The 25,469-nt window shown below is 72.4% G+C and carries 29 protein-coding genes; 13 read left to right on the top strand and 16 right to left on the bottom strand.

Annotation, left to right across the window (positions count from 1 at the left end; genetic code table 11):
* Positions 1–48: 48 nt before the first annotated feature.
* Positions 49–1,089, top strand: a complete 1,041-nt coding sequence (locus HNO83_RS05860) for a cupin domain-containing protein (protein ID WP_175336574.1) — start codon at positions 49–51, stop codon at positions 1,087–1,089.
* 9 nt (positions 1,090–1,098) lie between these two features.
* On the opposite strand, the gene HNO83_RS05855 is transcribed toward HNO83_RS05860, so the two are convergent.
* Complete coding sequence (locus HNO83_RS05855; protein ID WP_175336573.1) at positions 1,099–1,761, bottom strand: TetR/AcrR family transcriptional regulator; 663 nt, start codon at positions 1,759–1,761, stop codon at positions 1,099–1,101.
* A 59-nt stretch (positions 1,762–1,820) separates the two neighbouring features.
* Between HNO83_RS05855 and HNO83_RS05850 the strand changes: the two genes are divergently transcribed.
* From HNO83_RS05850 to HNO83_RS05840, 3 genes are all read left to right on the top strand, one after another.
* Positions 1,821–2,684, top strand: coding sequence for an SDR family NAD(P)-dependent oxidoreductase (locus HNO83_RS05850; protein WP_175336572.1), 864 nt, complete (start codon positions 1,821–1,823; stop codon positions 2,682–2,684).
* A 176-nt stretch (positions 2,685–2,860) separates the two neighbouring features.
* A complete protein-coding gene (locus tag HNO83_RS05845) occupies positions 2,861–3,064 on the top strand; it encodes a hypothetical protein (protein ID WP_175336571.1) in 204 nt (67 codons plus the stop codon).
* Between the two features lie 84 nt (positions 3,065–3,148).
* Positions 3,149–3,910 (top strand): EAL domain-containing protein, encoded by a 762-nt coding sequence (locus tag HNO83_RS05840; RefSeq protein WP_349627090.1) that lies wholly within the window; start codon positions 3,149–3,151, stop codon positions 3,908–3,910.
* A 70-nt stretch (positions 3,911–3,980) separates the two neighbouring features.
* Here the strand turns inward: HNO83_RS05840 and HNO83_RS05835 are convergent, their stop codons facing one another.
* On the bottom strand, positions 3,981–4,238 hold the full coding sequence (locus HNO83_RS05835; RefSeq protein WP_175336569.1) for a hypothetical protein: 258 nt from the start codon (positions 4,236–4,238) through the stop codon (positions 3,981–3,983).
* Positions 4,239–4,361: 123 nt separating this feature from the next.
* Between HNO83_RS05835 and HNO83_RS05830 the strand changes: the two genes are divergently transcribed.
* Complete coding sequence (locus HNO83_RS05830) at positions 4,362–4,676, top strand: DUF7882 family protein (RefSeq protein ID WP_175336568.1); 315 nt, start codon at positions 4,362–4,364, stop codon at positions 4,674–4,676.
* 138 nt (positions 4,677–4,814) lie between these two features.
* The gene (locus HNO83_RS05825) at positions 4,815–5,093 is read left to right on the top strand and encodes a hypothetical protein (protein ID WP_175336567.1); all 279 of its coding nucleotides are present in this window, start codon (positions 4,815–4,817) and stop codon (positions 5,091–5,093) included.
* A 116-nt stretch (positions 5,094–5,209) separates the two neighbouring features.
* On the opposite strand, the gene HNO83_RS05820 is transcribed toward HNO83_RS05825, so the two are convergent.
* Entirely contained in the window at positions 5,210–7,771 is a 2,562-nt protein-coding gene (locus HNO83_RS05820; RefSeq protein WP_175336566.1) for a DUF4062 domain-containing protein, read from the bottom strand.
* A 129-nt stretch (positions 7,772–7,900) separates the two neighbouring features.
* Between HNO83_RS05820 and HNO83_RS05815 the strand changes: the two genes are divergently transcribed.
* Positions 7,901–8,179, top strand: a complete 279-nt coding sequence (locus HNO83_RS05815; protein WP_175336565.1) for a hypothetical protein — start codon at positions 7,901–7,903, stop codon at positions 8,177–8,179.
* A 16-nt stretch (positions 8,180–8,195) separates the two neighbouring features.
* Here the strand turns inward: HNO83_RS05815 and HNO83_RS05810 are convergent, their stop codons facing one another.
* The 6 genes from HNO83_RS05810 to HNO83_RS05785 all read right to left on the bottom strand — a co-directional run bounded on the left by HNO83_RS05810 (position 8,196) and on the right by HNO83_RS05785 (position 13,168).
* Positions 8,196–8,843 carry an NADPH-dependent F420 reductase gene (locus HNO83_RS05810; protein WP_175336564.1) on the bottom strand — a complete coding sequence of 216 codons (648 nt, stop codon included), beginning with the start codon at positions 8,841–8,843 and terminating at the stop codon, positions 8,196–8,198.
* Positions 8,844–8,877: 34 nt separating this feature from the next.
* The gene (locus tag HNO83_RS05805; RefSeq protein ID WP_349627089.1) at positions 8,878–10,071 is read right to left on the bottom strand and encodes an OmpA family protein; all 1,194 of its coding nucleotides are present in this window, start codon (positions 10,069–10,071) and stop codon (positions 8,878–8,880) included.
* Complete coding sequence (locus tag HNO83_RS05800) at positions 10,068–10,982, bottom strand: hypothetical protein (protein ID WP_175336563.1); 915 nt, start codon at positions 10,980–10,982, stop codon at positions 10,068–10,070. The genes HNO83_RS05805 and HNO83_RS05800 overlap by 4 nt, the downstream gene beginning before the upstream one ends.
* Positions 10,983–10,991: 9 nt before the next feature.
* Positions 10,992–11,345 carry a hypothetical protein gene (locus tag HNO83_RS05795; protein WP_175336562.1) on the bottom strand — a complete coding sequence of 118 codons (354 nt, stop codon included), beginning with the start codon at positions 11,343–11,345 and terminating at the stop codon, positions 10,992–10,994.
* Positions 11,332–12,006 carry a hypothetical protein gene (locus tag HNO83_RS05790; protein ID WP_175336561.1) on the bottom strand — a complete coding sequence of 225 codons (675 nt, stop codon included), beginning with the start codon at positions 12,004–12,006 and terminating at the stop codon, positions 11,332–11,334. Before HNO83_RS05790 ends, HNO83_RS05795 begins: the two co-directional genes overlap by 14 nt.
* Before the next feature lie 64 nt (positions 12,007–12,070).
* A complete protein-coding gene (locus tag HNO83_RS05785; RefSeq protein WP_175336560.1) occupies positions 12,071–13,168 on the bottom strand; it encodes an ABC transporter permease in 1,098 nt (365 codons plus the stop codon).
* Positions 13,169–13,256: 88 nt separating this feature from the next.
* Here HNO83_RS05785 and HNO83_RS05780 point away from each other — a divergent pair, with 88 nt between their 5' ends.
* From HNO83_RS05780 to HNO83_RS05770, 4 genes are all read left to right on the top strand, one after another.
* Positions 13,257–13,859, top strand: coding sequence for a TetR/AcrR family transcriptional regulator (locus HNO83_RS05780; protein ID WP_175336559.1), 603 nt, complete (start codon positions 13,257–13,259; stop codon positions 13,857–13,859).
* A 9-nt stretch (positions 13,860–13,868) separates the two neighbouring features.
* Positions 13,869–14,696: an ABC transporter ATP-binding protein gene (locus HNO83_RS20245; protein ID WP_349627088.1), complete on the top strand. Its 828-nt coding sequence runs from the start codon at positions 13,869–13,871 to the stop codon at positions 14,694–14,696.
* Positions 14,693–15,487 (top strand): alpha/beta fold hydrolase, encoded by a 795-nt coding sequence (locus HNO83_RS20240; protein ID WP_349627087.1) that lies wholly within the window; start codon positions 14,693–14,695, stop codon positions 15,485–15,487. Before HNO83_RS20245 ends, HNO83_RS20240 begins: the two co-directional genes overlap by 4 nt.
* A 176-nt stretch (positions 15,488–15,663) precedes the next feature.
* Positions 15,664–16,593: a hypothetical protein gene (locus HNO83_RS05770; RefSeq protein WP_175336557.1), complete on the top strand. Its 930-nt coding sequence runs from the start codon at positions 15,664–15,666 to the stop codon at positions 16,591–16,593.
* Positions 16,594–16,633: 40 nt separating this feature from the next.
* Here HNO83_RS05770 and HNO83_RS05765 read toward each other — a convergent pair whose 3' ends face one another.
* Complete coding sequence (locus HNO83_RS05765; protein WP_175336556.1) at positions 16,634–18,028, bottom strand: DUF2252 domain-containing protein; 1,395 nt, start codon at positions 18,026–18,028, stop codon at positions 16,634–16,636.
* Between the two features lie 98 nt (positions 18,029–18,126).
* On the opposite strand from HNO83_RS05765, the gene HNO83_RS05760 reads away from it, so the two are divergent.
* Positions 18,127–18,465, top strand: coding sequence for a hypothetical protein (locus HNO83_RS05760; protein ID WP_175336555.1), 339 nt, complete (start codon positions 18,127–18,129; stop codon positions 18,463–18,465).
* Between the two features lie 83 nt (positions 18,466–18,548).
* The gene (locus tag HNO83_RS05755) at positions 18,549–19,637 is read left to right on the top strand and encodes an ATP-binding protein (protein WP_175336554.1); all 1,089 of its coding nucleotides are present in this window, start codon (positions 18,549–18,551) and stop codon (positions 19,635–19,637) included.
* Here HNO83_RS05755 and HNO83_RS05750 read toward each other — a convergent pair.
* The 6 genes from HNO83_RS05750 to HNO83_RS05725 form a co-directional block, all read right to left on the bottom strand.
* Entirely contained in the window at positions 19,634–20,305 is a 672-nt protein-coding gene (locus HNO83_RS05750) for a GAP family protein (RefSeq protein ID WP_175336553.1), read from the bottom strand. The genes HNO83_RS05755 and HNO83_RS05750 overlap by 4 nt on opposite strands.
* Positions 20,298–21,551 carry an AI-2E family transporter gene (locus tag HNO83_RS05745; RefSeq protein ID WP_175336552.1) on the bottom strand — a complete coding sequence of 418 codons (1,254 nt, stop codon included), beginning with the start codon at positions 21,549–21,551 and terminating at the stop codon, positions 20,298–20,300. Before HNO83_RS05745 ends, HNO83_RS05750 begins: the two co-directional genes overlap by 8 nt.
* Positions 21,538–23,253, bottom strand: a complete 1,716-nt coding sequence (locus HNO83_RS05740; protein ID WP_349627086.1) for a SulP family inorganic anion transporter — start codon at positions 23,251–23,253, stop codon at positions 21,538–21,540. Before HNO83_RS05740 ends, HNO83_RS05745 begins: the two co-directional genes overlap by 14 nt.
* Positions 23,254–23,278: 25 nt before the next feature.
* Positions 23,279–23,761, bottom strand: a complete 483-nt coding sequence (locus tag HNO83_RS05735) for an SHOCT domain-containing protein (RefSeq protein WP_175336551.1) — start codon at positions 23,759–23,761, stop codon at positions 23,279–23,281.
* Between the two features lie 107 nt (positions 23,762–23,868).
* A complete protein-coding gene (locus HNO83_RS05730; RefSeq protein WP_175336550.1) occupies positions 23,869–24,738 on the bottom strand; it encodes an NAD(P)H-hydrate dehydratase in 870 nt (289 codons plus the stop codon).
* Positions 24,731–25,441 carry a histidine phosphatase family protein gene (locus tag HNO83_RS05725; RefSeq protein WP_175336549.1) on the bottom strand — a complete coding sequence of 237 codons (711 nt, stop codon included), beginning with the start codon at positions 25,439–25,441 and terminating at the stop codon, positions 24,731–24,733. Before HNO83_RS05725 ends, HNO83_RS05730 begins: the two co-directional genes overlap by 8 nt.
* Positions 25,442–25,469: the final 28 nt, after the last annotated feature.

The raw sequence follows: 25,469 nt of genomic DNA, 5'->3' as shown, positions 1-25,469 counted from the left end.
CGACGCGGTTCCCTAGCGTTGCGGTGACGCCACCCGAAGGGAACCCGCATGCCGCACACCTCTCCGCACGTCGCCTCGCTCGTCGACTCCGCCGACACCTACGAGAACGACTTCGGCCGCATCTCGCAGCTGACCGCCGACGACTTCCCGATCCTGAAGCGGATGTCGCTCAAACGCATCGTGCTCGAGCCGGGCGGGGTGCGCGAGCCGCAGTGGAACGTCAACGCCAACCAGATCGCCTACGTCGTGCGGGGCACCGTGCTGGTGTCGATGCTCGCGAACGCCGACGAGTTCGCGTCGTTCGTCGTGCAGCCCGGTCAGATGTACCACGTCGCGTCCGGCGCGATCTACCACATCGAGAACGTCGGGGAGGGGACGGCGGAGATCATCGCCTCCCTCCGCACCGCGCGGCCCGCACACTTCTCGCTGCAGAACAGCTTCAACGCGATGACGGACGCCGTGCTCGGCAACACCTACGACCTCCCGGCCTCCGCGTTCGCCGCGTTCGACCGCCACGACGCGCAGCAGATCGTCCGGCGGGAGGGCCCGGCGCGCATCCCGGACACCGCCGGCCTGCCGAACGCGCACCTGTTCGACCTGGCGGGGCAGAACCCTCCGCTCTCCTACGCCTACGGCAGTGCTCGCCTCGGTCGCAAGCAGTTCTGGGCCGCCCTCGATGACCTGTCGATGTACTCGCTGGAGATCGCGGACACCGGGATGCGCGAGCCGCACTGGCATCCCGTGACGGCCGAGCTCGGCTACGTTCAGAGCGGCCACGCGCGCATGACCGTGCTCGACCCCGACGGGACCCTCGACACGTACGAGCTGGAGCCGGGCAACGCCTACTTCATCCCGCGCGCCTACCCGCACCACATCGAGGCGCTCGGTGAGGAGGGCATCCACTTCCTGATCTTCTTCGACCAAGCGACGCCCGGTGACATCGGCTACCGCGCGACGGCCTCCGCGTTCTCGCGCGAGGTGCTGTCGTCGGCGTTCGGGGTCCCGGAGGCGCAGCTGCCGCGGTTCCCGTTCACCCCGGTCGACCCGCTGATCGTCGGCCGGACGAATCCGGTCGACCCGGTGGACTGAGCGCGCCGCTCAGGCGACGGCGCCGCGCAGGAAGGCGGCGAGGATGCGGTGCAGCCGTGGCTCGAGGTCGATGAGCGCGTGCCCGAGCCGGGGGTCGGAGCGGTAGAGCTCTGCGACCTCGGGCGTGGGGGTCGAGATCTGCCAGAAGGTGCCGGCGAGCGAGGTCGCGGCGGGGACGAGATCGCGGGAGGCCTCGGCGGAGACGCCCGGGAGCGCCGCCTGCACGGCATCCGCGATCCGGGCGAGGCTCTCGCCGGTGGTGAGTTTGAACGCGCGCACCGCCTCCACCGAGACATTGCGCTCCAGGTTCAGCGGCGCCTGCGCCAGGAGGTCGCAGAACGGGCCGCGTGCGGCGAGGGTGGAGGCGAAGGCGTCCGCCACCTCGTCGGGTGTGGATGCGGCGGCGAGGCGGTCGCACAGCACCGGCGTCCACTCCCGCCAGCCCTCGGCGGTGAGCCGGAGGAAGATCTCCTCGCGCGTCTCGAAGTAGCGCAGCATCGCCGACTTGTGCATGCCGACGGCCTCGGCCACATCGGTGAGGGTCACGGCGCGCGTGCCCCGGTCGCGCCCGAGCTCGCGGGCGGCGTCGAGGATCGCCCGCTCGCGTGCGGCCTTCGCCTCGGGGGAGCGGGCGCGCACGAACGCCGTGTCGTGGTCGCCGGTCGCGGTCATGCCGACAGCTTATCGCAACGGAGTTGCATTAGTTAAAGAAACGGTGTTTCATTAACGTCATGCAGAAGACATGGTTCATCACCGGATCCACCCGCGGCTTCGGCCGCGCCCTCACCGTCGCCGCGTTCGAAGCGGGCGACCGCGTCGCGGCCACCGCCCGCCGCCCCGAGCAGCTCGACGACCTCGCCGCGCAGTACGGCGACCGCATCCTGCCGCTCCGGCTCGACGTCACCGACCCCGCGCGCGCCGCCGAGGCGCTGCAGGAGGCGCACGAGCGCTTCGGACGGCTCGACGTCATCGTCAACAACGCCGGCTACGCGAACGTCTCGCCGATCGAGACGACGACCGACGACGACTTCCGCACCCAGTTCGAGACCAACTTCTGGGGCGTCTTCCACGTCAGCAAGGCGGCGATCCCGCTGCTGCGGGAGCAGGGCGGCGGTCTGGTGATCCAGTTCTCGTCGGTCGGGGGACGCGTCGGCGGCTCGCCGGGGATCGCCTCGTACCAGGCCGCGAAGTTCGCCATCGACGGCTTCAGCCGTGTGCTGCGCGCCGAGACCGCGCCGCTCGGCATCCGGGTGCTGGTCGTCGAGCCGAGCGGCTTCCGGACCGACTGGGCGGGCAGCTCGATGGAGGTGGCCGACATCCCGGAGGAGTACGACAGCACGGTCGGGCAGATGAACCGGCGCGTTCGCCAGGCAGACAAGGGCCCGGCGGGCGACCCGGTCCGCGCCGCCGAGATCCTCGTCGCGCTCTCCCGCCGCGACGACCTGCCCACCAACCTCCCGCTCGGCGCCACGGCCGCGGAGATGAGCGTCGCGCAGGACCGCCGCCTCCTCGAGTCCGACCTCGCCTGGGCTCGGGTCTCCCGCTCCGCCGACGCTGACCAGCCCTACCCCGCCGCCTTCCCGCCCGCCGCCTGATCCCCCCACCATCGAGTCCACGAAGACTGCGCGCCCGCACGGCGTGTCGCGTGCAGTCTGTGTGGACTCGATGGGGGCGAAGGTGACGAAAAGGTGAACGTGCGAGGTGGGGGAGAGCCGCGACGGCGTGAGGCGGCTATGCTCCGGCCGTAGGTGCATGCAGAGGGGGATCGGTCATGCAGGGACTGTCATCGGCGGGGGCGTTCGCCGCCGCCATCGCGCTGGCCGCGATCGTGCTTCTTCTCGTCCCTCTGGGCGAGACGGTGGCGCCTGCCGTGCAGGCGATCGACCTGGCTGTCGCCGCGGTCGCGGGGGTGGCCGCGGCGACCTGTCTGGGCATCGCGGGAGGGGCCAGGCACCGCAGGCGGAGGGTGCGCTAGCGTCACACCCCCTGTTCGCGCAAGGGGTCCCCCGAAAAGTTGACAATGCGCCGCTGCGTGGGAATCATCACGAAGGTGACGTTGGTGGACGGGACCGTAGAGGACTTCGCCCGCGATCTCCAGATCGCGTTGGCGCAGCGCCAGGTCGTCGCCGCCTACCAACCGCAGGTCGACGTGTCCGACGGAACCGTCGTCGGGGTCGAGGCGCTCGCCCGGTGGAAGCATCCGAGGCAGGGGGACATCCCGCCGGATGTGTTCGTCGACGTCGCCCAGCGGTCCGGTCTCCTCCCGCTCCTGACGGCTCGCATCATCTCCGATGTGACGGCCGAGTACATCCCCGGCTGCACGATCGACGTGGCCGTGAACGTCTCGGCGACCCAGCTCGAGGATCCCGCGCTCTACGACCTGTTCGACGGCGCCTTCGCCACCGGCCGGTGCGACCCGAACACCCTGATCGTGGAAGTGACCGAGAGTCACAGCATCGACCACCCGGAGCGGGTGGCCGCCCCGCTGGAGGCGCTCGCCGCCGCGGGGGTCACCATCTCGGTCGACGACTTCGGGACGGGCCACTCGTCGTTCTCCCGGGTGGAGTCGCTCCATGCGCGGGAGCTCAAACTCGACCGCAGCCTGGTGCAGGCCGACGACCGCTCGCGCGAGGTGGCGCAGATCATCTCGGAGGCGCACAAGCGCGGGATCCGCGTCGTCGGCGAAGGCGTGGAGAACCGGAACCAGTTCGACCGGCTCGCGGTCGCCGGGTGCGACCGCGCACAGGGCTACTGGATCGCCCGGCCGCAGCCGGCCAAGTCTCTGCTGTCGTGGTACCGCAACAGGCGGTCGGGCGGCTGAAATGCAGAACGCGCGCGGCCCCGGCGGGACCGCGCGCGTCAGCGTGCGTGCGTGCGTTCGCTCAGCGAACTCAGAGCGCGTCGAACGAATCCAGGTCGACGCGGGACTCCTCCGGGGGCGCGGCGGGCGGGTCGACCTCGATCTGCGCCCAGGTCACCGGCATGCCGGGGGAGAACAGGACGACGATTCCGGGGCCTCCCCGCAGCGGCGGGATGGTGACGTAGCCGCCGCCCGCGCGGACCGCTTCGAGGATCTTTCCTTGCAGCTCGTCCACCGGATCCGGGAGGAAGTAGTCCTTCCCGTCGACCGTGAGGCGGTGAACGATCATGCTGCGATCCTTTCGGTGGGGTTGATGCAGAAGACTATCGCGCCGACACGATACACCTGTATTCCGGGCGGGTATGCTCGCTGGGGCGACGACCGACCGCCACTGACCAGAGGAAAGGCCTCCGTGGGCACACTCCGATACGACGGTGAGAGCTACGAGCTCGACGACCGCCTCCTTTTCCACATGCAGATCGCGATCAGCACCAAGCTGCGCCGCGGCGAGAACTTCTTCCTCACCTGGCCGGTGCCCGCCGAGCTCGGCAGCGGACGGCACACCATCTGGGTCGACAACGGCGTCCCCCTGCACATCTTCTACTCGGGCTCGAAGGTCCCCACGCTGAACAAGGACTGGATCGAGGCCATGATCCAGACCGGCAGCCGCGCCTCCGGCATGATCGTCATGGAGGAGTCGGAGATGCGGCCGCCCGGCTCGCGCTGACGCTGGGCCAGCGCTTATAGCGGAGCGCCGAGGCGAAAGCAAGGCCCCCTCGTTTTCTTGCCTGATTCCCCGTGTCGTTCGATCATCTGAGTAGACCTTCGATCGAACCCACGACGGAAGAGAAGTAAGGAAAGAACCATGGCCGAGCAGCTCGCCGACATCATCGATCTCCCCACCGAGTACGTCTCCTGGCACTCGCCGGCCGCGGCTCTCTGGGTGGCCTCCACCCCGACCGCCTACGTGGGGATGGTCGACCGGAACCACGACGGTTTCGTCGCCACCGACTGCACCGGCCGCGAGCTCGGCGTCTACGGCACGCTCGAGTCGGCCCGCGTCGCCGTCTACGGCGCCTGGGTCGCCCCGGCGCCGGCGGAGGAGCCGTCCGACCAGCAGTCGGACCACGCGCTCATCGCCTGACCTCTCAGACCGTCCCGGCCGGCGTTTCGGGTGCGCCAACCGGGATCGTGGTGGAACCCCGGCACCGTTCTGGTGCCGGGGTTCCCGTGTCTCTGCAGACCGGTGGTCCGGGCGGGTCAGTTGATGGCCGGCTCCGCGAGCGCCTCGGCGACGGCCTGCTCCACGGTCAGCTCTCGGCCCTCCGCGACGGCGGCGGCGAGCCGGCCCGCGGGCGCCGCGGCCGCCAGCCGGTCGAGGTAGCGCTGGTGGAAGGTGAAGGTCGGCCCGTTGTGCGTCCCGGAGCGCTCGCGCAGCGCGTGCGCAGCACCGGCCAGCCGGCCCGCGCGGTCGACGTCGCCGGCGAGCGCGGCCACCGCGGCGAGGCCCTCCAGCCCGTACGCGATCCCCTCGATGTGACCGAGCGACGTGGACAGGGTCACGCTCAGGGCGAAGTCGGTCCTGGCCTCCTCGGGTGAGCCCAGCAGGAGGTGCGCCCAGCCCAGGTGGTAGGCGGCGATCCGGCCGCCGACCGCGTCCCCGCTGCGCTGCGTGAGCGCGAGCGACTGGTCGAACCGCTCGTAGGCCACCCGCAGCCGCTGCTCCAGCAGGGCGACGCGGCCGAGCAGCACGAGGGCCATCGACTCGCCCCAGACGTCGCCGGTCTCGCGGAAGAGCTTCAGGCTGCGCTCCATCACCTCGGCCGCCCGTGCGGTGTCGGGCTTCTCCCCGGCGAGGAGCGCCAGAGCCAGCGAGATGTATGCCATCGCCTCCCCGGAGGTGTCGTCGCAGCGGCGGAAGATGTCGGCGCTCTCGGCCAGGTCGGCGGCGACCCGGCCGTCCGGGTCCTTCCAGAAGCGGATGGTCCGGGTGAAGTAGAGCGCGATGGCGCGGGTCCGGTCGTGCAGGGTGTCACCCGATTCGAGCGGTTCGTCCATCCAGGTGCGCACCTCGCCGAGCAGACCGGTCACCCAGAAGTAGAGGAACAGGTTGAAGGCGAGCTGCGCCGCCCTATCCCAGTCCCGCGCGTCCAGCAGGTACCGCTCGGCGGCGCGCAGGTTGTCGCGCTCGTCGCCGAGGCGCAGCATCCACTCGCGCTGGCCTCCGGCCTTCAGCGGGAGCCTGGCGCGTGCGCCGAGGTCGATGAAGTAGCGCGCGTGGGCGTCGCGCGCCCGCTCCAGCTCGCCGTCCCCGTGCAGCTGCTCGCGGGCGTACTCGCGCACGATCGCCTGCATGGTGAAGCGCGGCCGGTCGTCGCTGTCGTGCTGGGACACCAGGCTGGAGTCGACCAGCACCGCCAGGTCGCTCAGGACGTCGGCGCGGTCGTCGTCGTCCGCCCCGACGGCTTCGGCGGCCTCCAGGGTGAAGCCGCCCTCGAACACGCCCAGCCGGGAGAGCAGGCGGCGCTGCTCTGGGGCGAGCAGCTGCGTGCTCCACTCGATGGTCCGCCGGATGGTCTGCTGCCGCTCCGGCAGGTCGCGCGAACCTCCGACGAGCACCGACAGCCGCCGGTCGAGGCGGTCGAGCAGTTCGGCGGGCGAGAGCACGCGGATGCGCGCGGCGGCCAGCTCGATGGCGAGCGGCACCCCGTCGAGCGCCGTGCACACCCGCGCCACCGCCTGTGCGTTCTCGGGAGTGATCTCGAAGTCCGGCTTGACCGCGTGCGCGCGCTCGACGAACAGGCTCACCGACGAGTCCTCGCCGAGCGGCCCGACCTCGTAGCTCTGCTCCGCGCTCACCCGGAGGAGGGACCGGCTGGTCACCAGCAGCGAAAGGCCGGGCGATGCGGCGAGCAGCTCCGTCAGCATGGGCGCCGCATCCAGCACCTGCTCGAAGTTGTCGAGCACCAGGAGGATGCGCCGGTCGCGCAGGGCCGTGACGAGGTTGTCCAGGATGGGCGCGTCCCCGGTGTCGCGCACGCCGAGGGCCTGCGCGATCCGGTTGGGGACCCGTTGCGGGTCGTGCACCGCGGAGAGGTCGACGAAGACGGCTCCGTCCTCGAAGTCCTGCGCGGCTGCTCGAGCCGCCGCGATCGCCAGGCGGCTCTTCCCGATGCCGCCGGGGCCGGCGAGGGTGACGAAGCGTGTGCCGTGCTCCAGCCGCTCCACGATTGCGGCGATGTCGTCGTCGCGGCCGACCAGTCCGGTGAGCGGCACCGGGAGTCGCACCGGCTCGACGACGCGGTCCGCGTCGCTCGCCACGTCGGCGGTGACGAGCGCCCTGCTCTGGTCGAAGCGCTCGGCGAGGAGTGTGGCGAGGTCGTTCTCGAGCAGCTGCGCCAGCTCCTTCGGCGTCTCGAAGTACTTGTAGGCGGCGCGGTCGTCGTCGCGGATGCGGGCGAGCAGGGTCGTGAGCCGCGGCTCGCGGTTCTCGGCGGGGCCTTTCACGTACAGCAGGCGCGGCAGCTCCGGAGGGCAGAGGTTGTACTCGTCCTCGAGGCCGGACACCTCCTCCTCGGGCGCGACCCAGCCGTAGCGCTCCCAGTAGAGGCCGACGAAGACGTCGCTCTGCTCCAGGTACGCGCGGTAGAGCTCCCGCGGTGGATGCGGGCGCGCGCCCAGTTCGAACATCACCGGCGCCAGGTGCAGGCGTTCGATGGCCGTCCGTGCCGCCCGGCGCTCGGCGGCGAGCTCCTGGAGCGTGGACGAGACGAAGATCCGCAGCCGCTGGTCCGGCGTGCGGATTACGTGAGACACCCTCATGTAGCGTCATTGTGTTGCGTCCGTGAGGGAATGTACAGAGGGAGGTCGGCGCGGCTGCCCCACTAACACGCGCAGGGCGAATAGCGCAAGCCTCTATCTACGGTTCTCACGACGCAGTTAGCTAGGTATGTGAAAGAAGTCGCGTGGTACCTGCTGGGGTTCTCGGCCGCCGTGTCGGCCATGGCATTCGGCCTGCTCCTGGCTCCGGACGCGGCCGACGCCACCGAGGGGACGGGAGGGCTGCTGCAGCACCTCACCCCCACCGAGTGGGCCGACCTCGTCGTGGGCCTCGTGTTCGCCACCGTGGCGTTCGTGAGCGGGAGCTTCCTCTCGGCGCGCGCCGCCGCCGAAGCGGACGACAGCGATCTGTCGGTGGAGCTCATCTCCGCCGCCGAGTCGACGGTCTGAGCCCCACCGGCGCCGGTCACCTGTCGCGGTAGCGCTTCGCGGCCGCCAGTGCGTCGCGGAGACCCGCGACGTCGAGCCGTGGGCCGTAGGCGGGAGTGTCCCGCTGTGCCCGCCATCCCTCGGCCAGTCCGCCGATGTCGACCGCGTCGTACCCGAACTCGTCGATCAGCGCGGCGACGCGCGCGCGGGCGTCCGCGTCGTCGCCGGCCACGATCAGCGCGCGGCGGTCCGGCGCCCCTGCCGGCAGGCTCTGCCTGGTCAGGTCGGCCGCGCCGATGTGGTTGAACGCCTTGACGACGTGGGAGGTCGGCAGCACCCTCTGCAGGCGCTCGGCCACCGTCGTCGACTCGTCGTCGAGCTCCGCGATGTGCCCGTCGCGCTGCGGGTAGTAGTTGTTGGTGTCGATCACGATCTTGCCCGCGAGCTGCGCGACGGGCAGCGTCGCCTCCGCCGCGAGCGGGGTGGTCACCACCACGAGGTCGCCTGCGGCCGCCGCCTCGGCCGGGGTCGCCGCGCGGGCGTGCTCGCCAAGCTCGGCCACGAGGGCCTGGAGCGTTTCCGGCCCGCGAGAGTTGCTGAGCACCACGTCGTAGCCGCGCGCGACGGCGAGACGGGCGAGCTGGGAGCCGATGTGTCCTGATCCGATGAATCCGATGGTCGTCATGCCCGGGACAACGGCGAGCGGCGCAGGATGATTCCTACCCGCAGAGCCCCACGCCGGCGGAGGTGAGGATGACGGACCGGTTCTGCTCGGCCAGCGCGTCGGAGTAGCGGCCGCTCGCGTCCGTCTCCGGGCGGAAGCCGCACCACTCGAACCCGACGCCCGCGGTCTGGAGCAGCGCGGACGGGACCCCGAGCGAGACCAGCGCCGCCTTCACGGCATCCGCCCGCCGCAGCGAGAGGGCCGTGTCCGCACTGTTGTCGGTCGCCTGATCCTTGGATGCGGTGCCGGTGACGGTGACGACCTTGCCGTTCTGCTCGATCGTCGGCACCAGTTGTGCCAGCACCTTCTGGGCTGCGGCCGGGTCGGTGAAATCGGCGGTGTCCTTGGTGAACAGCAGCTCGCTGTTGCGGATGACCACCGGCCGTGACCAGTCCGTCTTGGTGGCCACGGCCTCCACAGCGACCGGGGTCACCGCGGGAAGGCCCGCCGGCGCGCTGCCCGAGGCGGGCTCCGGCAGCAGCGAGAGCGTTCCGCCCGCGGCCGTGACGACGGCCGACCAGATCGCCTCCAGGTTGCTGCGGGCGGGCACTGTCAGCGGCTGCTGGGCGCCCGCCGTGTCGCCCATCCCGGACCAGTACACGGTGACGCCCTTGAGGTCCTTCGGCAGCAGGTTGCGGGAGCTGAGGTCGGAGACCACCTGCGCCGGGTCGGCGTAGAGCAGGCCGGTGCCCGCGAAGTTCAGCGGGTCGGTGGTCTGCAGGCCGCTGCCGATGACGACGACGCCCATCGGCTTCGAGCCGAGGTCGCGCGCGGCCTGGTCGATGGCGCCGAGGAAGTCGACCTCCGGCGCGGTCGCCTTGAGCCCGTCGATGTACGAGGTGATCTGGGTGAGCTTGGTGCGCTGGTCGTTCTGGCAGACGATCGCGTCCTGCGCGGACGAGCCGAGCGCGGTGGTGCCCATGACCTGCGGGGTGCCGGAGGGGACCACGACCGTCACCGAGCCGTTGGTCTTGCCCGCGGCCTCCAGCGTCGCGGAGGCGGAGGCCGGGAGCGCGACGGCGGGCGCGTTCGCGGTGCTGCCGGCGACGACGCCCAGGTTGCGCTTGGCGGACTGGTCGCACGCCTGACCCGAGGCGGTGGCTGACGTGCAGGCGGTCAGGCCGGCGCACAGGGCGACGACGGCCGCGGCGGCGGCGAGGAGCCGCGGGCGGGACACGACGCGGCTCACGGGGCGACCTCCGGTCCCGCGCCCGCCGCGCCTGAGCCGCCAGACGCGCCTGGGCCTCCCGATGTCAGGGGAGGCGTCACATCCGCCGCCTCCACGACGCGATGCGACCGCAGCTCGCGGATGATCTGGCTGGTGCTCTCCGGGTCGCGCTCGCGCTGCGCCAGGCGGGTGGCGAGCTGGGCGCGCACCACGTCCATCCGTGAGTGGAACGTGACGCGCGCGCCGGTGTACCGCACGGCGTCGTGGGTGTCGAGCAGCATCGCCGAGCGGGTGCGCTCCTGCGCCGCGACGGCCTCGCCGAGCAGGCGGTCGCGGTGCAGCCGCAGCCGGGCGACGTGCGCGTGCGCCTTCTCGGCCGCGGTCAGCAGCGGCTTCGTGGTCAGCCAGGCGACGACGAAGCTCAGTGCCCCGGAGGTGGTGAGCACGCCGAGCATGAGGAACGCCATGATCGTGTCCGGCGCCGTCCACGAGAACCCGCTCGGCTGCGCGGTCTGGGCGCCGCCGACGAGCCCGGTGAGGCCGCCGGCGTTCTGCGCATCGATGCCCGCCTTGATCCGGGCGATCGTGATGGCGGCCAGGATCGCGGCCCATACCAGGGCGAGCACGACCGCGGTCGCGATCCAGCGGCGGGACATGACGCCCGCCTGCACCCGCCGGAGCAGCACGGCGACGACGTGCGGCAGCGTCACGACGGCGAGCGAGATCCCGAAGGTGATGACGTACATCTGCACGCCGATCGAGCCGTACTGGCTGTCGTTGCGCAGCAGCAGGGTGAGCGCCTGGGCGAGCAGGATGTAGTCGACCGCGATCATGGCGGCGAGCAGCACGTAGACCATGACGTGCGCGAACGGGGAGACGTGGCCGACGCGCGGGCGCAGGCGCGGCGGGCGGGTGACGATGTCGCGTGCCATGGCGTCCTCTCAGGCGTAGGTGTGGAAGTCGGGGTCGTGTCCGGCGAGCTTGGCGTCCAGCCGCTCCGCGTCGAGCTCGGCCCGGCGGATGTCGTCGTCGGCCCGAGCGAGCGCCCGGCGGATCAGCTCCTCCCGGGTCTGCGCCTCGGCGACGCGGGCCGAGGCGGCGGCGACGTTGCGCGTCCGCTGCCGCTCCAGGTCGGCGACGCCGGCGCGCTCGAAAGCCGACAGCTCGTGCTCGAACACCTCCAGCGTCTCCACATCGACCGCGTGCCGCATGCGCCGCAGTCGCCAGAGCAGCCGACGTCGCAGGCCGCCCGTGCGCGGGACGCGGTAGTCCTTCAGTCGTTCACGCCTGGGCATCGGTCCTCCTCGGATCGCGGTCGTCGTACGCGGCAGGCCCGCGGCCTGTGGTGCGCACGCTGAGGTCGTCCCCGGGGGCGGGATGCAACGGGTCGACGGCCGTGCCGCGCGAGCTCAGCCACCCGGTGCGGCGCAGCGCGGGAGGCTGGGGCGCGACGCGGCCGGAGGTCGCCTGGCGCAGGGCGCCCCAGTAGACGGCGGCCTTCTCGTCGGAGCGGTCGAACATGCGGGCGGCGCGCAGCTGGGCGGCCGTGAAGCGGGTGTTGATACGCGCACTCAGCTCGCTCGCGCGGCGGTGGGCCCGGCGGATGCGGCGCTCGAGCCTGCGCAGCTCCTCGAACGCGGGGCCCTGGCCTTCGGCCACGCGGGCCCGCTCGGCGTCCGGGACGCGGTCGATCCGCTCCTCGTAGGCGTCGAGGTCGGCCCGCAGGGCCGAGGCGAGCATCCGGTGCTCGGTGAGCTCGCGCCGCATCCCGCGGAAGAACCGCTCCTCCTCGCGCCGGGCGTAGGCGTCGGCCCGCGCCTGCAGCGTCGCGACGGTCGGCGTCGTGGTCTGCTCGCGCTGGGCGTCCGTGTCGTGCACGGCGGCCGCGTCCTGGCGCGCCAGCCGGCCGAGCCGGCGGCGCGCCAAGGGACCCAGTCGGAGCGGCTGAGGCGTCATAACCGCTGAGAGTAGGGAGCGGGCCTGTGCGTCCCCTAGGTGAACGTCGAAGGAAGGCCGAGCGTCAGGCCGCCGCTTCGCTCACCTCCTGGTCGCGGAAGTGGCCGGCGAGCATCGCGACCACGCCGACCGCCGCCCAGCCGAGCAGCACCAGCCAGGGGAACAGCGCGTCGGCCGCGGGGAAGTAGGAGAGGTCGCGCAGCAGGGTCACCGACGCGCCCGGCACGAACCACTGTCCGATCTCGCCCCAGGGCGCCGCGACGAACTGCAGCGGCTGGGCCGCGGAGGAGAGCGGGTTGCCGATGAGCACCGTGACCACGGCGCCGACGGCGATGCCTGCGCGGCCGAGCAGCGCGTTCATCCCGACGATGAAGGCGGAGGTGGCGAGCATCGAGAGGGACACGGCCAGCCAGTTCGCCCAGAACGCGCCCTGCAGGATGCCGAACCAGCCCTGCATGATGCCGGTCACCGCGAGTCCGCCCGCCACCGCGTAGACGGCGACCGCGGTCAGCCGTCGCCAGCTGCCCGCGACGAGGATCGAGATCAGGACGCCGCCGATCATCCCGCCGAGGACCAGCGGGAACGACGACGCGGTGAGCCCGAGCCCGCGAGCGTCGGTGGAGGCGAGCGGGACGACATCGGTCACCGCGACGGTGATCTTCGGCGCGACCGTGCCGGCCGGGGCCTTGCCTGCGGCGACGGCCTGCTGCACCGCCGCGTCGGCCTGCTGCTGCGCCTGCGCCTGCAGCTTGGCGGCCAGCTGGCCGAGCAACTGGCTCACGGCGGCGCCGTTCGCCGAGGCGGTGAGCACCTCCGGCCGCTCGCCGAGCACGATCGCGCCGTCGACCGTCCTGTTCTCGATGAGCTTCACCGCGTCGGCCCGGGAGGAGGCGGTGGTCAGCGCCAGCGCGCCCTCCGCGCTCTTGTTCAGCTGCGCGGTGACCGCCGAGACGGCGGCGGGGGAGCCGGTCACCGCGATCGGCAGGTCTTTCACCGAGGAGGTCACGGTCGGCCAGAGGAAGGCCAGGAGGATGACGACGACGGCGAGACCGGCGCCGAGCGCGAGGCCGACGGTGCGGCGCCAGGGGGTGTGCACGCGTGCGACCGCAGGCGGCGTCTCGAGGGCCGGGGGCTCGGGTGCGAGGGCGGTGGGTGCGGACATGATTCCTCCAAAAACGAATGCTCGTTCTTTATAGTGATCCGTCGATCCGGTAGTGTCAAGAACGATCATTCTTTTTGTGGAGGACGGAATGCCGAAGGTCACCGAGGAGCACCGGCAGGCCCGCCGCCGCCAGATCGCGCAGGCGGCGCTCCGCTGCTTCGCGCGCAGCGGCTTCCAGCAGACGTCGATGGCCGACATCATCGCCGAGTCGGGGCTCTCCGCCGGCGCGATCTACGGCCACTACAAGAGCAAGGAGGAACTGGTCGAGCTCGCCGTCTCCACGGTCCTCGACGACCGCTTCGTCGAGGTGGCCGACGCCCGCGGCCGCGACCCGCTCCCGACGCCGGGGCAGATGGTCCGCCTGCTGCTGGACGGCATCGAGTCGCAGATCCCGGACCTCAGCCTGCTGCTGCAGATCTGGGGCCAGATGCCCATCAACGCGCGACTCGGCGAGATCGCCGTGCGCGTCGGCGCCCGCATCCGCGGCCTCTTCACCGACTATCTCGTCACCTGGTACGAGCGCCGCGGCGGCTTCCCGCCCGAGGAGGCCGCCGCCCGCGCCGCCCAGGACGCCACCCTCTACATGGGCATCATCCAGGGCTACGTCACCCAGAAGACGCTCTTCGCCGACTTCGACCCGGAGACCTACCTCACCGCCGTCGACCGGGTGGCCGCCGACGTCCGCCGTTAGGGTGGATCGGTGAACTCGCACGACACCGTCCTCGAACTCCACGACGTCACGTTCCGGCGCGACGGCACCCAGATCCTCGACGGGATCGACCTCACGGTCCGCGCGGGCGAGCACTGGGCGCTGCTCGGGCCGAACGGTGCAGGCAAGTCGACCGTGCTCGGCTTCTGCGGTGCGCTCACCTTCCCGACCTCCGGCACCGTCGACGTGCTCGGCCGGCGTCTCGGCCGGGTCGAGCTGCAGGAGCTTCGCCGCCACATCGGCCACGTCAACCCGCGGCACCCGGTGCGCTCGCCCCTGACGGCGACCGAGGTGGTGCTCACCGGGATCACCGGGACGCTGGAGCCGCCCATGCGATGGGAGCCGACGGCGGAGGAGGTGCGCAGGGCGCGGGAGCTCATCCACTCGGTCGGGCTCGACGAGCGGCGCGACGCCCGCTGGCCCACGCTCTCGCAGGGGGAGCGTGGACGGGCGCTCATCGCCCGCGCGCTCGTCTCCGAGCCGCGGCTGCTGCTCCTGGACGAGCCCACGACCGGGCTCGACGTCGCCGCGCGCGAGCAGCTGCTGGAGACCATCGACGGCCTCTCGCACAGCGCCCCCGAGCTCGCCTCCGTGCTGGTCACGCACCACCTGGAGGAGTTGCCGGAGACGACGACGCACGCCCTGCTGATCTCGCACGGGCGGACGGTCGCCGTGGGTGGCATCGACGACGCGGTCACCACCGAGACCGTGACGCGCGCGTTCGAGCACGCGATCCGGGTGGAGAAGGCCGACGGCCGGTGGAGCGCACGCGCCGTCCGCGAGCGCCCTCTCGCGGCTCGGGCGCACGGAGCGGCGTGAGCAGGTTCGCCACCGCCGACGACGGGACGCGCCTCGCCTACGACGAGGCGGGGACGGGCGTCCCCGTGCTCCTGATCGCGGGGCAGGCCACCGGGATGCGCGGCTGGGGTCCGTTCGCCGACGCGCTCGCCCGCGATTTCCGCGTCATCGTCTACGACCACCGCGGGATCGACGAGAGCGGCCTCGGCGACCCGGCGCTGTACAGCACGCGGGGATTCGCGGACGATGCGGTGGCGGTGCTCGACGCGGCCGGCGTCGCGGCGGCGCACGTGGTCGGACATTCGATGGGCGGCCGGATCGCCCAGTGGCTCGCCGCCGATCACCCGGAGCGGGTGCGCAAGCTCGTCCTCCTCGCTACCACCTCGGGCGACCGCAGCGCCCGACCGCGCGACCCTTCCACGGTCGCAGACCTGCTGAGCGGCGACCGCGAGCGGATGCTCCCGCTGTTCTTCGACGACGCCTGGGCGGTCGGCCACCCGGCCGACGTCGACCGCTTCTTCTCCCGCACCGCTTCCCGGCCGGCCCTGCGCGGGCATTTCGCCGCGAGCCGGGACCACGACGGCCGTGACGCGCTGCCGCGGATCCAGGCCGAGACCCTCATCCTGCACGGCACCCGGGATGCGCTGACCCCTGTCGCGCACGCCCGGCTGATGGCCGAGCGCATCCCCGGAGCGGTGCTGCGGGAACTCGACGCGCGGCACGGCCTCCACCTGGACACCGCGGAGGTGGAGCAGGCGGTGCGGCGGTTCCTCCTGCCGCCGCGGCAGCCGGCCGCGGCAGCGGCTCGCTGAGGCTGTCGAGCCGGACGCCGCCAGATCGTCGCGTCATGGTCCGCGTCCCGGATCGGTCTCTTAAGGCATCGGGCGCTCATACCCCAGAGCGTCGATGACTCTTCCCGGGACCCAGAATCGGAGCCACACCCATGTCAGAACGTTCGAGAGGCCGCACAGCGAGACGGGCGTGCGCGGTGGCCGGCGCGAGTGTCGCTCTGGCCGGGACGATGGCGTTCGCATCGGCGATCCCCGCGTCAGCGGCGACACCGGACTGCAGCGGGGGTGTCTGCACCGTCACCCTCACCAACAACGACAAGGAGTTCACCGTCCCCGCTGGAGTGGCCTCGGTCGACGTGTCGATCGCGGGAACCTCGGGTTACGGCGGCCAGAACCCCGCCGACGGAGGGCCGGGCGGCGCGTTCCACTTCTCGTACCCGGTGAGCTTCGGCGACATCTTGAGGGGAGGCACCGGCAGGGATGGAGGTCGGCTGCTGCCCTCTCTCTCCTACCTGGGCGGCGGCGCATCGGCCCTGAGCAGCGGTGACAAACTCATCGCCATGGCGGGCGGAGGCGGCGGTTCGGCCGACGGCTGCCGCGGCGGTGCCGGAGGCACCTTCGGAGATACGCAGAGCGGGGGCGACGGCGCACTGATGGGCGACGGGACCGGCGCTCCGGCGACGGGCGGGACCTCGACGACGGCCGGCGCAGGCGGAGTCGGCACGGACTACCCGGGAGGCCCGGGAGACGGACCGTCGACTGCGCAGTCGGCGCACATGGGAGGTCGACCCGCCAACCCTGAAGACGTCGCCCTGGCGCACCCGGGCGGCGGCGGTGGTGGCGGCTACTACAGCGGCGGCGCCGGCGGCAGCGCGGTCGGCGAGGGCAGCTGGGGCTGCGGAGCCGGAGGTTCCGGATACCTGGACGGCGCCGCGACCGACGCGGTGAACGACGCACCGCACGTGGGCGCCGGCTTCATCGTGATCACCTACCGCGAGCCCGACAGCGGCGAGGTCCCGGCCATCGACCCCGCCCTCGGCGCGGGGTCGGTCGCTGCGGCGGGGGTCGTCGGTGGGGGCTTCCTGTGGCTCCGTCGCAGGAGGCGGTCCACGAACGCGACCGGCTGAGAGCCGCGCGAGCCCGCGCATCCGACCCGTCGACCGCCGGTCAGTCGACGCGGAACGCGCCGGCTCGTGCCGCGTCCACGAACTCCGCGTAGTCCGCCTCGGCCTGGTCGGCGTACTTCTCCGACCAGGCCGCGAGAGCCGCCGCGAAGGTGGCCCCGGAACCGATGTACCCCGCGATGAACGGCGACTTCGGCGAGCGGGCGTGGGCGCGGGCGAGCGCGACGGCGCAGACGCGGGCGTAGTCCAGGAACTGCGGCAGGTTCATCGCACCGATCTCGAACGAGGCGTTCCTGTTGCGGAACTGGCGCATGTAGAAGGCGAACCGCTCCACCCGGAGGAAGCCGAGGAACGGGTCGGAGACGGCCTGCAGGATGCGCTGGCACGCCACCACCCGGTAGCCCTGCTCCTCCGGCAGCAGCGTGAGGTCGAGGTAGCCCGGCAGGGGCTGCACACCGCCGAACCGCTCGACGACCGAGATGTCCGCCTCCTTCAGCTGCAGGATGACCGGCTCGCCGGTCGGCCCGCGCAGCGCGATGATGAAGCACCGCGTTCCGACGCTGCCGACGCCGACCACACGGCGGGCGACATCGTCGAGCCGCAGCTGCGAGGTCAGGAGCGCCGTGTTCGGCGGGAGGGTCCTCCGGTAGCGTTCGTACGCATCCTGGGCGAGCGCCTGCACCTCGGGCTCCGCCCGGAGCAGGATCGGCGGCCGCTCGACGAACCGCAGCCGGTCGTGCTCGTCCGTCTCGAGCGTGCGGCGCGCCGTGCGCTCGGTCGTGCGCTTCTTGGACTCCTTGGTGACCTGCCGGACCAGCCGCTGCATGTCCGGGCTCAGCAGACCACGGCCGGACCCCACCGCCGTCGGCGTGAAGTACCGTGCGGTCAGCGGCGTCGCGAGCGCGGTCCGCAGCCAGTTGCGGTACGCGAGGGCCGAGCCCTCCGTCGCCTCCCGGACCTGCTCGACGGGGAGGCCGAGCGACCGTCCAGCGAGCACGACGCTGCAGAGCAGCCGCCTCAGGTCCCACTCCCACGGCCCGACGGTCGCCTCGTCGAAGTCGTTGATGTCGAACACCATGGCGTCCTCGGGCGAGCGGTACATCCCGAAGTTGCTGAGGTGCGCGTCGCCGCAGATCACCACCTCGGCGCCGGTCGTGGGTGCCTCCGCCAGGTCGGCGGCCTGGATCGCGGCCGTGCCGCGGTAGAACGCGAACGCGTCGGCGCTCATCCGCTGAACCCGCAGATCCACGAGGTTCTGCAGCCGGTCCTCGTGCTGCCGCCGCAGGATGCCGATGGGGTCGCGGCCGGGCGGCGGAACGTAGTCGGCGGCCGCCGAGCGCGGCAGCACCTCGCGGGCGGCGCGCCCCGCCTCGAACAGCTCCTCGGGCGAGAGCGGGCTCTCTGCGCGCTCGCCCGCTTCTGCGACATCCAGGCTCATGACGGCACCTCCTCCGGGGCGACGCGGCCGCGGTCCCGCGGGCGCATCCGGCCGGACGCGCTCATCATAGGTCCGCGGATGCCGCTACGGTAAGCAGGATGTGGGAGGCGATCGAACACCGTCGTGAGGACGGCGAGCGGGTCGGCTGGCTGCGCCCGGAGGGGGAGGGTTTCGTACCCATCGACCTCCTGGGGCGGGAGCTCGCCGGGCCGGTGGACTGGCTCACCGGCGAGGAACTGCTGGAGGCGACCGGGATCGGCTACCTCGCCGACCCGTACGAGCTGCGCCTCGACGACGGCCGCTGGCTGCGCGTTCGCCTGACCGAGGTGTCCACCGAGCGGATCGTGGTGAAGAAGGACGACTACGGGGCCATCGACGCACCGCAGCGGATCTACACCCTCGCCTTCCCCATCCCGGAGTCGCTGCGGCCGCTCTGACCGCGGGCGATCCGGTCTGTCCGCGGAGGCGGGGGTGGCGCTAGCATCGGCGCCACACGGCCCGCGAGCAGGAGGAGGGGCGGATGATCCCCCTGACCATCGGCACCACGGTCGAGGCGCCGGAGCGCCCGGCTGTCATCGACGGCTCCCGGTTCAACCGGCACACCTTCTGGTGCGGGCAGAGCGGGTCGGGTAAGACGTACGCGCTCGGCGTGGTGCTGGAGCAGCTGCTGCTCCGGACCGAGCTGCCGATGCTCGTCCTCGACCCGAACGCCGACTTCGTCGCGCTCGACACCCTGCGCGACGACACCGCGCCCGCCGACGCCGCGCAGTGGGCCGACCTCGATATCCGGGTGCTGCACTCGAGCACGCGGCAGGAGCCGCAGCTGCACATCCGCTTCGTCGACCTCAGCGTCCCGGCCAAGGGCGCGGTCGGCCAGCTCGACCCGATCGCCGACGACGAGGAGTACAACGCGCTCCTGCACCTGCAGGCGGAGCCGGAGCACTTCGACGGCGACCGGTTCCTCTCGGCACTGCTGGAGTCGGAGGACCCGGCCCGCCGACGGCTGGGGCTGCGGATCGACAACCTCGAGATCCTGCAGTGGCCGCTGTGGGCGCTCGGCGCATCCTCGGCGACCGAGGTGGTCACCGCCCGCCCGCGCGTCGTGGTGCTCGACGTCGGCGGCTTCACCCACCCGGGCGAGCCGCAGGCGGCCGCACTCGGCGTCCTGGAGGACCTGTGGAACCGCCGGATGGAGCGCCGCCCGATCCTCATCGTCATCGACGAGGCGCACAACTTCTGCCCGCCGGTGCCGCGCACGAGCGTGGAGGCGAAGCTCACCGAGCAGCTCATCCAGATCGCCGCGGAGGGCCGCAAGTTCGGGCTGTGGCTGTTCCTGTCGACGCAGCGGCCCACCAAGATCCACCCGAACGTGCTCTCGCAGTGCGACAACCTGGGCCTGATGCGGATGAACTCGCCCCGCGACCTGGCCGAGCTCGCCGACGTGTTCGGCTTCGTGCCCGCGCACCTGCTGGAGCAGTCGCCGTCGTTCCGCAAGGGCGAGGCGCTCTTCGCGGGCGCCTTCACCGAGGAGCCGCAGCTGGTCCGCATCGGCCGCCGCCTGACCGTGGAGGGCGGGGGAGACCTCGCGGTGGCGGCGCACCGCTCCTAGAAGGCCTCGATCCCGTCCCGGATCAGCACGACGCCGATCACGAGCAGCAGCACCGCCATGACCGCCGAGTTGTTCTGCACCAGCCAGCCGCGCAACCGCTGCAGCGGCCGGCGCATCCGGTCGGCCGAGACGAGGTAGGCGATCACGGGGACCGCGACCGACAGTGCCGCGATCAGCGTGAACACTGCGATCGCGACCGCCGCCGCACCGGAGCTCAGCCCGTCGGCGCCGATCGCCACCCCGGCACCTGCCGCCAGCAGCAGGTTCTTCGGGTTGACCGCGGCGAGCACGAATCCGAGCGCGAACCCCCGCCACGTGGTCGACGAGTCGATGGCACCCATCCACGCGGGGAGGGCAGGCGCATCCCCCAGCCTCGGCCGCGAGCGCCACTGCCGGAGCGCCAGCAGCAGCAGGGCGAGACCGAGCACGATCCTGATCGTCCCGGCGACAGGCTGCGAGGAGTCCGGAGCGGGCTCCGGGATCAGCGACGACAGCAGGGTGAACACGGTCACGGCGACGGCGATGCCGACCACCCAGCCGACCAGGAAGCCCACGCCGGTGCTGCGCGCCCGCGGCGACAGCAGCATCAGGATCGCCGCGATGATCGGGATGGGGCTGATCGCGATGCCGACCGCGTAGGGCAGGACATCGGCGATCGCCTCACCCACGGCCGCTGCCGCCGTCGTGCGCCTGCCGCCGCTCCGCGCGCCGCTCCTCCGACTCGTGCTTCATCACCTCGCGGGTGTGGGTGAGGTCGCCGATGATCGGGCGCCACAGCCGGGAGCGCGGGTCGGCGTCCACCAGCACAGCGCGCACGAGGAGGGTGATCGGGACGGCCAGGATCGCGCCGATCGGGCCGAGCACCACCGCCCACAGCAGCACGGAGAAGAAGGTGAGCGTCTGGCTCAGCGCGACCGCGTTGCCGACCACCTTCGGCTGGACCACCGACTGCACGATCGCGTTGATGACGCCGTAGACGATGATGACCGCCACGACCGTGCCCCAGCCTCCGGTGAGGTAGCCGAAGACGAGCGGCGGCACGAGCGCGATGAAGTAGCCGACGTTCGGGATGAAGCTGCACAGGAACGACAGGATGGCCCAGAGCAGCGCCGCCGGGACGCCGAGCAGCCACAGCGCCACGCCGTTGATGACGCCCTGCACGATGCCCAGCAGCGTCGTCACGACCATGTAGCGCCGCACCGAGTGGGCGAAGCCGGTCATCGCGAACACCAGGTTCGGCCGCACCGGCCTGAGCTCCCGCAAGAGGGTCGGCGTGTAGGCGGCGTCGGCCGGCATCAGGATGAGCATCGTCAGCACGATGACGAGCAGGGCGATCAGCCCGAACGCGTTCCCCAGCAGGCTGCTGAAGAAGGACAGCATCGTGCTCGGGTTGAAGCCCGCCTCGATCTGCTGCACCTGCTGCGGCCCGACCCCGATGCTCTGCAGCCAGGACGCGAACTGGTTGCCGATCGCCTGCAGCTGCGGCTGGTACTGCGGCAGCATCCCGACGAACTGTGCGACCGCGACCCACAGCACACCGATGAACGCGGCGAGCAGGGCGAACACCGTCAGGCCGACCGCGCCGGTGGCGAGCCCCTGCGGGGTCCCGTGCCGTTCCAGCCACACCCGCACCGGCTGGGCGCAGATCGTGAGCACCAGGGCGAGCAGGGTGGGGGCGAGGATGCTGCCGATGGCCGCCATCCCGAAGGCGATGACGACGCCCGCGGCGAGGCTGAGAAGGATGCGCAGCCCGCGGCCCACGCCGCCGGCCCCCTGCTCGGCGTCCGGGTCCTCCGGGGCCTCGGGCGCTGCCGGGCGGGGCCGTCGGCCGCGGAAGGGCCAACGGCCGCGGTGCTCCTGTGCCGCCGGCTGCGCGGGCGGGGGAGCATCCGGGGTGAGGTCATCGTCGGTCATGCGCGGCTCCCTCCAGGGTCAGGGCGGCGATCGCCGCTCTGTTGGTGTCGAAGAAGCGGACGCCGTCGAGCAGGCCCAGCCGCTCCAATCGCTCCCGGATGCCCGGGCGGACCCGCGTCAGGGACAGGTCGGCGCCGCTCGCCGCCAGGTACGACTGGACGCCCGTCCACGCGTCGGCGCCGGTCACGTCCACGTCGGTCACGGCCTCCAGGTCGAGCACGAGGTGGGCCGGATGCGACGCCTCCACCGCGCGGCGCACGGCCGTGCCGAAGGCGCCGCTGTTGGCGAAGAAGAGCGGGGCGGCCAGGCGCACGACCACGACGCCCGGGGCGGTCTCCAGGCCGTCGGGCGCCGCGCCCAGCAGGGAGGCGTGCGGGTCGCCGTCGGCCTCGAGCACGTCGATCGGCGGGTTCGCCGCCCGCCGCACGACGTTCACCACGGCCAGCACGAACGCGATGCCGATGCCGGCGATCGGGCCGATCAGCACCGCGCCGAGGAAGCAGACCGCCGCCACGGCGAACTCGAACCGGTCCTGCCGCCAGAGCGCGACGAGCTTGCGGATGCCGAGCAGCGGGAACACCGCGACCGCCACGATCGCGCCGATGGCGGGCGACGGGATGTCCTCCAGCAGTGCGGTGCCGAAGATCAGCAGGAGCAGAGTTCCGGCGGCGGCCACGAGCGTCGGCAGCTGCGTCCGGGAGCCCGACTGGTCCATCGCCGCGGTGCGTGAGGTGGAGGAGCCGACCGCGAAGCCGCCGCTGACGCCGGCGCCCAGGTTGGCGAGGCCGAAGGCCAGCAGGTCGCGGTTCGCGTCGGTCCGGTAGCCGTGCTTCTCGCCGTAGGACCGGGAGACCAGCAGCCCCTCGCCCATGGCCACGACGGTGAGGGCGATCGCCGACGGGATGAGCTGCAGCCACTGCGTCCACCCGATGACGGGCCAGGTGAGAGCGGGAGGGCCGGCCTCCACGGGCCCGAGCACCGCGACGCCGAGGCGGGCGGGACCGGCCAGCATCACGACGACCGTCGCCACGACGAGGACCACCAGCGCCCAGGGGAGCGCCGCGGCGATCCGCCGGCCGACCAGGAGGACGACGATGGCTCCGGCGGCGATGAGCACCGACCACACGTTTGTCGTTCCGAGGCCCGCGAGAAGATCGCGCACCTGCTGGACGAACTCGTCGCCCGCGCCGATCTTCACGCCGAGCATCTTCGCCAGCTGGGAGACCAGGATGTCGAGGGCGAGACCGCCGACGAAGCCGACCAGGATGGGCTTCGACAGGAAGTCGGCGAGGAAGCCGAGCTTGAACACGGAGGCGAGCAGGAAGACGATGCCGCAGATGATCGCCTGCGCGAACGCGAGGGCGAGGTAGCCCTCGCTCCCCGCGACCGCGAGGCCGCCGAGCGACGCGGCGACGAGCGCGGCCGCCGCGGCGTCGGGCGAGGCGACCACCTGCCGAGACGAGACGGTGAGCGCGTACAGGATCGACGGGAGCACCAGGGCGTAGAGCCCGGCCGTCGGCGGCAGCCCGGCGATCTGCGCATACCCGATGTTGAGCGGGACCGCGATGGCGAGCAGGGTGACCCCGGCCAGCAGCTCCCGCACCAGGTTTCCGCGGTTCAGCCCTGCGAGAGGGCGCAGTGGAGTGCGCCGCGGCGCCGCAACCGTTGGGGGTTGCGGCGCCGCGGGGGTCGTTCCGGTCACGACGGACGCTCGTCCCGCCGCGGGATCAGACGGTCGGCGCTGCCGGCGGCGGGGTCGCCGGAGCGGCGGGCGCCGCGGGCGCGGCCGGTGCTGCGGCAGGGGCCGCGGCGGCGGCCGCCGGCTGACCGGAGAGAGCGTGCGCCTTCAGGTGGGCGAACTCCTCCGGCGTGATGGCGCCGCTGTCGAGCAGAGCCTTCGCCTTGCTGATCTCGTCGGCCGGGCTCGAGCCGGCGACCTGACGGATGTAGGCGTCGGTGGCCGACTGGTACTGACGGGCCTCCCTCTGGCTGCGCTGCGCCATCCCGGGTCCGCGGGCGATCAGGTAGACCAGCGCGGTGAGGAACGGCACGAAGATCAGGAAGATGATCCACAGCGCTTTCCACCAGCCGTTGAGCTTGTGGTCACGGAACAGATCGCTGATGATCGCGAACAGCGCGAACAGATACGCCACGAAGGCGAAGCTCCAGAAGAAGAGCCAGATGACGCTCCAGAAGTTGCTCCAGTCCATGTTCGTTTTCCCCTCTCAGCTCCACGCTCGCACGAGCCTGGATGTGCGCTGAGAGTAACGCCACGGAGGATTGCGCGGCTAGACGGTGTTTCGCCGCCGGTCGCGCGTCAGGAGAGGGCGGTCAGTTCGGCGGTGAGCCGGTCGACGATCTCGGACGCGAGGAAGCCGAGCGGCCCGGCCTCGCGGGCGAGCGACTCCCCGGCGGCGGCATGCAGGTACGTGCCCCAGACCGCCGCCTGCACCGGGTCGGCGCCGCGGGCCGCGAGGCCCGCGATCGCGCCGGCCAGGGCGTCCCCGCTCCCGGAGGTGCCGAGCCCCGGACCGCCGTCGCCGACGGTGTAGAGGCGGCCGTCCGGCGCGGCGACGCGGCCGAAGCAGGAGACCGTCGCGCGGTAGCGGCGGGCGAGCTCGCGGGAGTCGGCGTCCAGATCCCGCACCTCGCGCCCGAGCAGGCGGCCCGCCTCCTCGGTGTTCGGCGTCAGGATGCGCGGTCCGGACCCGGCGAGCCGCGGGTGCCCGGCCAGCGCCCCCAGCGCGTAGGCGTCGAGGACGAGCACGGTGTCGCGCCCGGCGGCGCGCGCCGCCCGGGTGAGCATCCTCGCCGTCTCCTCCGCGTCGTCGAGCCCGGGGCCGATGAGCACGGCGTCCGCGGCCGCGAGATCCGACGACGCCGACCGGATGCCGGCGCCGCGCACGCTCCCAGCGGAGGACTCGGGGAGGGGGACGACCCCGCTCTCCGGCAGGGCGACGGCGACCGCCACCGCGACGGAGGAGCCGACTGCGAGCGTCAGCCGGCCCGCGCCGACGCGCAGCGCGGCTCGCCCGGCCAGCAGGGCCGCACCGGGGGAGCGGAGCGCGCCGCCGACCACCACGACCTCTCCCCGCGACCGCTTCGAGCCGGACGGCTGTGGCAGCGGCCAGGCGCGGAGCAGCTCGGGCGTGACGGTCTCCGGCGTCGCTCGGCGCGCCTCACGCATCGGCACGCGCCTGACCGGGGTGCTCGGTCGCGGGGAGGCCCGCGGCGGCGAGGTGCTCGTCGTCGGCGAAGGCTTGCAGCGTCCATCCCGACCCGTCGGAGGTCAGCTCGGTGACCGACGCGTTCGCGACAGGATGGGTCAGCAGGTGGTCCGCCAGTTGCGCCTCGGACATCCGCAGCAGCACATACAGGAACAGGCTCACCACGGCGTCGTGGGCGAACACGACCACCGTCCCGCTGTCGGCGGGAAGGTCGCGGAGGAAGGAGCGGATGCGCAGGGCGACATCCGTCCACGCCTCGCCGCCCGGCGGCCGGTAGTAGAACTTCCCCGCCCAGCGCCGGCGCTCGGCCTCCAGCGGAAGGCGGTGCTCGACGCCGAGCGCGGTCAGACGGTCCAGGATGCCGAGCTCCCGGTCGCGCAGGCGCTCGTCGAGCAGCAGGGGCACCTCCTCGCCGAGGGCGAACCGGGCGGTCTGCACGGCCCGGTGGTAGGGCGAGCTGAAGACGACGGCGTCGGCCGGGAGGGCGGCGCGCAGGCGGGCGCCGAGCGCGCCCGCCTGCAGTTCGCCGAGCGGGGAGAGGGCGACGTCGGGATCGCGCGCCTCGACGGCGATCACCTCGGCGCCGGCGGCCTCCGCCGCTGCGGCCGCGACGTTCGCGGTGCTCTCGCCGTGACGGATCAGGAGCAGGGTGCGAGCGGTCATGGGGTGGACTGTACGCCCGTCGCCACTA

This window comes from Leifsonia sp. C5G2, from assembly GCF_013359685.1.
GTDB lineage: Bacteria > Actinomycetota > Actinomycetes > Actinomycetales > Microbacteriaceae > Leifsonia.
Note: the sequence above shows the minus strand (reverse complement) of the source record. Positions and strands in the feature narration are given on the sequence as shown.

Coding starts and splice junctions, on each gene's coding strand:
- HNO83_RS05755 (WP_175336554.1), top strand. CDS start 18,549: ATGATCCCCCTGACCATCGGCACCACGGTCGAGGCGCCGGAGCGCCCG.
- HNO83_RS05810 (WP_175336564.1), bottom strand. CDS start 8,843: ATGACGACCATCGGATTCATCGGATCAGGACACATCGGCTCCCAGCTC.
- HNO83_RS05725 (WP_175336549.1), bottom strand. CDS start 25,441: ATGACCGCTCGCACCCTGCTCCTGATCCGTCACGGCGAGAGCACCGCG.
- HNO83_RS05785 (WP_175336560.1), bottom strand. CDS start 13,168: ATGTCCGCACCCACCGCCCTCGCACCCGAGCCCCCGGCCCTCGAGACG.
- HNO83_RS05850 (WP_175336572.1), top strand. CDS start 1,821: ATGCAGAAGACATGGTTCATCACCGGATCCACCCGCGGCTTCGGCCGC.
- HNO83_RS05820 (WP_175336566.1), bottom strand. CDS start 7,771: ATGAGGGTGTCTCACGTAATCCGCACGCCGGACCAGCGGCTGCGGATC.
- HNO83_RS05795 (WP_175336562.1), bottom strand. CDS start 11,345: ATGCCCAGGCGTGAACGACTGAAGGACTACCGCGTCCCGCGCACGGGC.
- HNO83_RS05845 (WP_175336571.1), top strand. CDS start 2,861: ATGCAGGGACTGTCATCGGCGGGGGCGTTCGCCGCCGCCATCGCGCTG.
- HNO83_RS05800 (WP_175336563.1), bottom strand. CDS start 10,982: ATGGCACGCGACATCGTCACCCGCCCGCCGCGCCTGCGCCCGCGCGTC.
- HNO83_RS05745 (WP_175336552.1), bottom strand. CDS start 21,551: ATGACCGACGATGACCTCACCCCGGATGCTCCCCCGCCCGCGCAGCCG.
- HNO83_RS05735 (WP_175336551.1), bottom strand. CDS start 23,761: ATGGACTGGAGCAACTTCTGGAGCGTCATCTGGCTCTTCTTCTGGAGC.
- HNO83_RS05765 (WP_175336556.1), bottom strand. CDS start 18,028: ATGAGCCTGGATGTCGCAGAAGCGGGCGAGCGCGCAGAGAGCCCGCTC.
- HNO83_RS05730 (WP_175336550.1), bottom strand. CDS start 24,738: ATGCGTGAGGCGCGCCGAGCGACGCCGGAGACCGTCACGCCCGAGCTG.
- HNO83_RS05860 (WP_175336574.1), top strand. CDS start 49: ATGCCGCACACCTCTCCGCACGTCGCCTCGCTCGTCGACTCCGCCGAC.
- HNO83_RS05760 (WP_175336555.1), top strand. CDS start 18,127: ATGTGGGAGGCGATCGAACACCGTCGTGAGGACGGCGAGCGGGTCGGC.
- HNO83_RS05790 (WP_175336561.1), bottom strand. CDS start 12,006: ATGACGCCTCAGCCGCTCCGACTGGGTCCCTTGGCGCGCCGCCGGCTC.
- HNO83_RS05825 (WP_175336567.1), top strand. CDS start 4,815: ATGGCCGAGCAGCTCGCCGACATCATCGATCTCCCCACCGAGTACGTC.
- HNO83_RS05780 (WP_175336559.1), top strand. CDS start 13,257: ATGCCGAAGGTCACCGAGGAGCACCGGCAGGCCCGCCGCCGCCAGATC.
- HNO83_RS05835 (WP_175336569.1), bottom strand. CDS start 4,238: ATGATCGTTCACCGCCTCACGGTCGACGGGAAGGACTACTTCCTCCCG.
- HNO83_RS05855 (WP_175336573.1), bottom strand. CDS start 1,761: ATGACCGCGACCGGCGACCACGACACGGCGTTCGTGCGCGCCCGCTCC.